Source organism: Streptomyces pactum (genome assembly GCF_016031615.1).
In the GTDB taxonomy this organism is placed as follows: domain Bacteria; phylum Actinomycetota; class Actinomycetes; order Streptomycetales; family Streptomycetaceae; genus Streptomyces; species Streptomyces pactus.
Map to the genome: position 1 here is coordinate 1 of NZ_JACYXC010000007.1, position 3,138 is coordinate 3,138.

Below are 3,138 nucleotides of genomic sequence, written 5' to 3' on the forward strand. Positions count from 1 at the left end.
TCGCTCCCCCCGTGGCCGGGGCGGGCGCCCGCCGGGCCGGTCCCCCGGCCGGCGGACGCCCGCGGTCACCGGTGTCCGTCGCCCGGTGCAGGTCAGCCGTAGTTGACCGCGTCGTCCACGGTGGCCTGCCAGTACGTCACCCGCGGCTCGTTGACGTAGGTCTGACCGCCCGGCAGCGTCAGCACCACCGCGCGCCCCACGCTGCCGTTCCCCTGGGCGTTGGCGAAGAGCACCCCGAGCTTGGAGGTCCGGTAGCCCTCGGTGCCGTCGTCGATCGCGGACGAGGTCATGACGCTCGCGTACGCCGACTGCCCCGGCGCCAGCACCACCGGCTTCGCCGGCTTGGTGTTCGCCCACGGCGCGGCGGGCGACTGGGCCTCCCCGAACCGCAGGTACGGGTATCCGTGCGCGGTGCACGTCTTCTTCGAGGTGTTGCGCGCGGTGATCAACAGGTGGTTGACCGGCCGGTTCAGCTTCTGCACGGTGACGGCGGTCTCCGCCGTGGTGCAGGCGGCCGGCGCCGCGGCCCGGGCGGTGCCCTGGCCGAGGGCCGAGGCCGGGGCGGCGGCCAGCGCGGTGGCGGCCACCACGGTGGCGGCGGCGAGCGTGGCGCGCCGCCGGACGCGGCTGGTGCGGGTGCGGGTGCTGTCGTCGGTCTTCGACATGGTTCCTTCTCCCCCTGGTCGTGTATCGGTGGTCGGTCCGATCGGACCTCCGTCACTGTCGCCGACCGTGCTAACAGGCGGCTAACCGATCTCTGTCGCGGCCCGGGGCCCGCCCGCCGCACGGTCAGCAAGCGCGCGTTAGCGGGCTGTTGGCGCGGCGCGGAACAGCGCGGTGGCGGCGCGCGAGAGGTCCCGGCCACCGCCGGAACACGAGAGAGGCCCCCGCCACTGGGCGGGGGCCTCATCCGGAGCGCCGGCCACGAATCGCACGTGGTCCTACCCCCTGGAAGGGGGTTGTGCTGCTGTTACACCTCCGACGCATGTCCGCCGCCGTCGTTCCCTGCGGCCTGACAATCTGATGGTAGCTCATTTCCGCGCACCGGCGCACATCGTGGGTTTCCGCCGCGGGGGCCGGCCGCACACTCCGGCGCCGACCCGTCATCCCGGCACACCCGGGGGCCGGCCCGGCATCCGCCGCGGGCGGCCGGCCGGGCGGGAGGCGGCGTCCCGCCCGGCCGGGGAGGTCACCGCGACATGATGAAGTCCAGCGCGAGACCGGAGGCGGTCGTCCAGTGGGTGACCAGCTGCCCGTCGTCCGCGTACAGCGTCTGGACCGGCATGGGGACGTCGATCGGCCCGCCCGCGCCGCTGCCGGGCTCGGGCCCCTGGAGGCTCAGCGTGAGGGAGGTCGCCTCGTACTCGTCGCGGGCACCGCCGCTGACGAGCAGGGCGGCGTAGGCCTCCTCCCCCGGCGCGATGGTGACGGGCACGCCCGGGTCGGGGTCGCTGTCCGGGATCACGGGGACGGTGGTCCGGGCGTCGGCGCCGAGCCGCACCCGGGGGTAGTGGTAGAGCTCGCACGCCGTGTCGCCGGCATTCTGGACGGTCAGCAGGAGGTGCCGGGCCTCCTTGCTGTCCGCGGGCTCCTTGGTGGCGGAGACCGCCAGGGCGTCCGGGGCGCACGCCTTCGCGGCGGCCGTACCGCCACGGTCCCCGCCGGTCCGGGTGGCGCCTGAGGAGCCGCCGGGTTCGGTGGAACCGGTCCCGCGGGACGTGGCCGGGCCGGGCCCGCCGGTCGCCGCCGGGGTCTTCGCGTCCGGCTCGGCCGAGCTCGACGCGCCCGGCTCGGCCGGAGTCGACGCACTCGGCCGGTCCGTGGTCGCGGAGCCGTTCGCGCCGTCGTCCCCGTCCGACTCACACGCCGTGGCCCCCAGCAGCGCGGCGATCAGCGCCGCCCCCGCGACGCAGGTCCGACGGTGCCCGCGACCGCGGTGCGGTGGGCGTGCGGAAGTCTTCATGGTGTTCCCCCGTGGTCGGTCTGTCGCGGCCGGCCGGTCCCGGCCCGATGACAGCCGATTCTGCGCTCCGGCCCGCCCACGGCCGCACACCGTCCGCGTGTCGCCCGGACCTGTGACCGGCCGGTGACAGGGACGCGACGGTTCCGTCCCCGGGGGGCGCGCCCCTCGGGCGCGGCGCGGGGTGCACCGGTGGCGGCGGACCTGCGCCCAGGACGGTCGGACCGGCGCCGGACCCGGCGCGGGCGCGCGGCGGGCGGGACCGCCGACGGCGCCGGCGTCCACAGGAGCAGGGAACCGCGGTCCGCTCCTCCGGACCTCTGTACGATATTCCATGGATCATTGGAGGATGCGGTGCCGGAGAGCGCGGAGAGCGTGACGAAGACGCGGTTGTACGACGCGATCGCGGCCAGCGGCAAGGCGCTGGCCAGCGGAAAGCGCCTTGAGCTGCTGGATCTGCTGGCCCAGGGCGAGCGCACCGTCGATGCGCTGGCGAAGGCGGCCGGGCTGAACCTGACCACCGCGTCGGCGCACCTGCAGACCCTCAAGCAGGCCGGTTTCGTCGCCACCCGCCGCGAGGGCGTACGCATCCACTACCGGCTCGCCGGTGACGACGTCGCCCAGCTGTTCGCGCTGCTGCGCAAGGTCGCCGACCGCCACCGGGCCGCCGTGTCCGCGGCCCGGGACGCCCACCTGGGCGGGCCCGGCGGGGTGGCGCTGTCCGGTGCGGAACTGCGGGCCCGGGCCGAAGCGGGGGACGTCGTGGTGCTCGACGTGCGGCCGGTGGAGGAGTACCGGGCCGGGCACATCCCCGGCGCGCTCTCCCTCCCGGTCGACGAACTGGCCGACCGGATCGGCGAACTGCCGGAGACCGCCGAGATCGTGGTGTACTGCCGCGGCGAGTACTGCGCCCTGGCCTCCGACGCGGTGCGGCTGCTGACCGACCTCGGGCGCCGGGCGATCCGTCTCAGCGACGGCATGCTGGAGTGGCGTCTGTCCGAGCTGCCCGTCGCCACGGAACCGGCGTGACCCGGCCGGGCGGACCCCGGCACCGGCGGGGCGCCCGGCGGCGGCCTTCCCCCGGCCGGCACCGCCACCCGCCGCCCGGGCCACGGACCCGGTCCACGCCCCGGACACCCCGGCCACGGATCACGCCCCCGACCCGGACGGCTGTGCCG

Annotated in this window: 3 protein-coding genes; 1 reads left to right on the plus strand and 2 read right to left on the minus strand. The window is 76.1% G+C overall.

Annotated elements, in window-relative coordinates; translation table 11 throughout:
* Positions 1 to 92 precede the first annotated feature (92 nt).
* Positions 93 to 665: a DUF4232 domain-containing protein gene (locus IHE55_RS30305; protein ID WP_197987739.1), complete on the minus strand. Its 573-nt coding sequence runs from the start codon at positions 663 to 665 to the stop codon at positions 93 to 95.
* Positions 666 to 1,189: 524 nt separating this feature from the next.
* Positions 1,190 to 1,963 (minus strand): DUF4232 domain-containing protein, encoded by a 774-nt coding sequence (locus IHE55_RS30310; protein WP_197987740.1) that lies wholly within the window; start codon positions 1,961 to 1,963, stop codon positions 1,190 to 1,192.
* 339 nt (positions 1,964 to 2,302) lie between these two features.
* On the opposite strand from IHE55_RS30310, the gene IHE55_RS30315 reads away from it, so the two are divergent.
* On the plus strand, positions 2,303 to 2,989 hold the full coding sequence (locus IHE55_RS30315; protein WP_232265442.1) for an ArsR/SmtB family transcription factor: 687 nt from the start codon (positions 2,303 to 2,305) through the stop codon (positions 2,987 to 2,989).
* Positions 2,990 to 3,138 lie beyond the last annotated feature (149 nt).